The sequence below is a fragment of the Hadarchaeum sp. (SeqCode) genome (assembly GCF_049969415.1).
In the GTDB taxonomy this organism is placed as follows: Archaea; Hadarchaeota; Hadarchaeia; order Hadarchaeales; family Hadarchaeaceae; genus Hadarchaeum.
The window spans coordinates 1-3,155 of the sequence record NZ_JBMFOX010000068.1 but is presented as its reverse complement, the minus strand read 5'-3'; the positions used below and the strand labels follow the sequence as shown (position 1 = coordinate 3,155).

At 45.2% G+C, this 3,155-nt stretch carries 1 protein-coding gene and 1 rRNA gene; one reads left to right on the top strand and one right to left on the bottom strand.

Going from position 1 to position 3,155, the window contains the following annotated elements:
• Positions 1 to 2,456: ribosomal RNA gene (locus ACP5PX_RS07620) — 23S ribosomal RNA — on the bottom strand; the annotation flags it as partial.
• A gap of 409 nt (positions 2,457 to 2,865) precedes the next feature.
• On the opposite strand from ACP5PX_RS07620, the gene ACP5PX_RS07615 reads away from it, so the two are divergent.
• Positions 2,866 to 3,155: MBL fold metallo-hydrolase (locus ACP5PX_RS07615; protein ID WP_428085369.1), on the top strand; the 290-nt coding region annotated here is incomplete at its 3' end.

The window sequence follows — 3,155 nt, the reverse complement described above, 5'->3', positions numbered from 1 at the left end:
TCCCACTGGAGGTCTCTGGCCTATTCACCAGAACAGCATTTTCGCTGGGTCCCAACCCAGGACAGCGAGGAAGTCGTTAAGCCGTTGAACAGGCCGTCAATTAAACGGCAAGGGAATGCGCTATGAGTGGCCCCACAATAATTGGAATTTAAAAACTTTCTCAGGATGTAAGGTTCCAATTTGTTGATAAAATAACCAAACATATTCCTGTTATTCTGTAATAGTTTAGGCCACTCATATTTACGCTACTTTACGACGGTCAGAGTTACCGCCGCCGTTTGCCGGGGCTTCTCCCTGTTGGACCAGGGTTTCACACACCGGCACTGGGCAGACCTCAGAGACTGTACAAATCCTTTCGGACTAGCAGTCTCCTGTGTTTTTTAACCAGGAGGAGAGCGTAAAATAGAATTTTTCTCCTTCTGTTTGTTAAACAGTCGCTTCCTCCTTGTCACTGCGACCTGCTCTCCCTTTCGAGAGAACAGGCACTGCTTCTACCGAAGATACGCAGCTAATTTGCCGATTTCCCTGGATTGGGTTCTCCCAACACACCTTCGCCTTCTCAGCGACCCTACCTGTGTCGGTTCTCGGTACGATCATGGAGGATTCTTCCAGCTTCCTTTTTCACGGGTTCCAGGAATCAGCCGAACTCCGCGTACACGGAGCTATTCCTGCCTTCACCTGTTTCTCCTCATTACGAGACTCCACAGGCTTCAGCAGTTAACTTACGTCGGCCTATCCCGAAACGTCAGAAAGCTGGCTTGCGTTGCCGCGCGTACCTCCATGGTATCGGAATATTAACCGATTTCCCGTCGAGTGCTTCGGTTAAGAGCACCCTTAGGATCGACTAACTGCCAGCTGACGAACATTGCTGGCAAACCCTGAGGGTTCAGGTGGCTGGGATTTTAACCCAGCTATGCTGCTACTCACGGCAGGATCTTCAATTCTGTACGGTCCACTTGTTCTCACGAACAAGCTTCTACCCGTACAGAACGCCTCCCTACCCCCGCTTTCGCGGTCTGGGGTATCGACAGCTAGCTTAGTCCCTTCCATTTTCAGGGCCCAAACCCTCGGCAGGTAAGCTGTTACGCACTTTTTAACTGATGGCTGCTTCTAAGCCTACAGCCCTGCTGTCTAGGGGTTTGGACTCCCTTCTCCTTTAAGCTAGCATTTAGGGGTCTTAACCCCAGGTTGGGTTGTTCCCCTTTTGGGTGTCGAGCTTAACCCAACACCCTCACTCCGACCTTCTCAGGCAGCAGTAGATTCAGAGTTTGACAGGATGGCTGATGCTTTCGCACCTTGACCATCCAATCAGTCTCTTTACCCTACTGCTTACCTCTGGTCAGGCTGTACTGACGTACATTTCGGGAGGAACCAGCTATCACCAGTCTCGTTTGGCTTTTCACCCCTAACCCTAGGTCAACCGAGCGATTGGGTCTCAGCACCGGTTCGGACCTCCATTCCTCTTTCGAGGAACTTCATCCTGCCCAGGGTTAGATCGACTGGCTTCGGGTCTTGCTCAAGTAATTTAAGGCGCTTTCACACCTCGCCCCACACTTCTTTCGAAGCTACGGGCTCTCGCTTTCGCTTCGGTTACGAGGTTCAGACCTCTTAACCTCACTACTTGAGCAAACTCCCTGCCCCGTTTTTCAGAACGGATGCTAGGACACTGTAAGCTACTCCTCGTACTCTTCTCTTGCGAGAATTTCCTTTGGAGTAGCACCTTCCATGCCCTAGCTGACTATACCCAACTTGGTTTCAGGCTCTTTTGGTGGAAGACCAGACGATTTCGAAACAGATGGCATTTCCTTTAATCGACAAATTGGTAAATAATTACATTCAATACTTTCTTCTGCATCAACAAATCCGGCTACCTAAAATACTTGAGTTTCTAAAGGTGTGTTTCAAGTTATCTTGTCTGGTCTTCTTTCACCCCGCTTTCGCGGTGCTTTTCAGCTTTCTCTCACGATACTAGTTTGCTATCGGACTTGGTTAGTATTTAGGGTTGGATGTTAATGCCACCCAAATTCCCACTCCATATCCAAGGAATGGTACTCAGGAGACTTGGCATTTCCCTTCTTGCCTTCCCTTACGGGACTATCACCCTCTATGGTAGAGCTTTCCAGCTCACTTCAGGTCGGCAAGCTAGGAAAGACCCAAGTCCTTTAACTCCACATCCTTTCTTTCTCCTCGAAAGAAAGTTCGGTTTGCCCTGTTCGGCTTTCAGTCGCCCTTACTCACCGAATCTCAGTTGATTTCTTTTCCTGCGCCTACTAAGATGCTTCACTTCGGCGCGTTCCCCTTCCTTCCGGAATAGCCCTTAACGGGCTAGGAATCCCATTCAACAATCCTGGGGTCAACTCCTCCATGCGGATAACCCAGGCTTATCGCAGCTTGGCACGGTCTTCTTCGGCTAACCAAGCCAAGCCATCCACCAAGTGGGTTGGTGTTGCCAGACCTCTTTGACCAGCTTATCCTATGGTAGTTTCATTTTTTGGTTTCATAAAGACAGTTCGTTCTTCATCTTTTTTCAGACGCTGTCAGCCAAATCATTAACCTCAACTCTTAAACCCTTATCGTTAAAAATAAGGATTTGCATTTGAAGAGAGCTCGTTAGGTGCCCATTTCTTCATCTTTCATCAGTTAGAAGGGCAAACTCATAGCTAAACAAAAAGGCCGATGCTCAATTTAGAATGCCATACCGACACCGGCAAATTTATTATTAGTTTTTATAATTTAAAAACTTTTTTCTATTTAAAGCTTTCTATTTTAAGGCAGATAAAAATTCTTACTTTTCTTGATATTTTTTTCTTTTGAAAAGCTAAAAGAAGAAATTGGAAATATGTTTAACGTAAATTAAATTTGATGTTGCCGACGAAAATGTTTATGCTAGGAATCAAAAAATCAAAAATAACAAAAGATGCAGAAGAATTTATAAAAAAACTAGAAGTTAAAAATCTTCTTGAAACAATACCAACTAAAGTGACCGAAAATGTATTTTTGTTTAAGTCAGAAATAGGAAGTTTTACTTATTACATCGATGATAAGAAAAAAATACTTATTGACGCAGGGGTTTTTGTTAAACAGCCAATAGATCTAGTTGTTATTACCCATTGTCACTTTGACCATATATTGTTTCTTAATGAATTAAAAAGAAT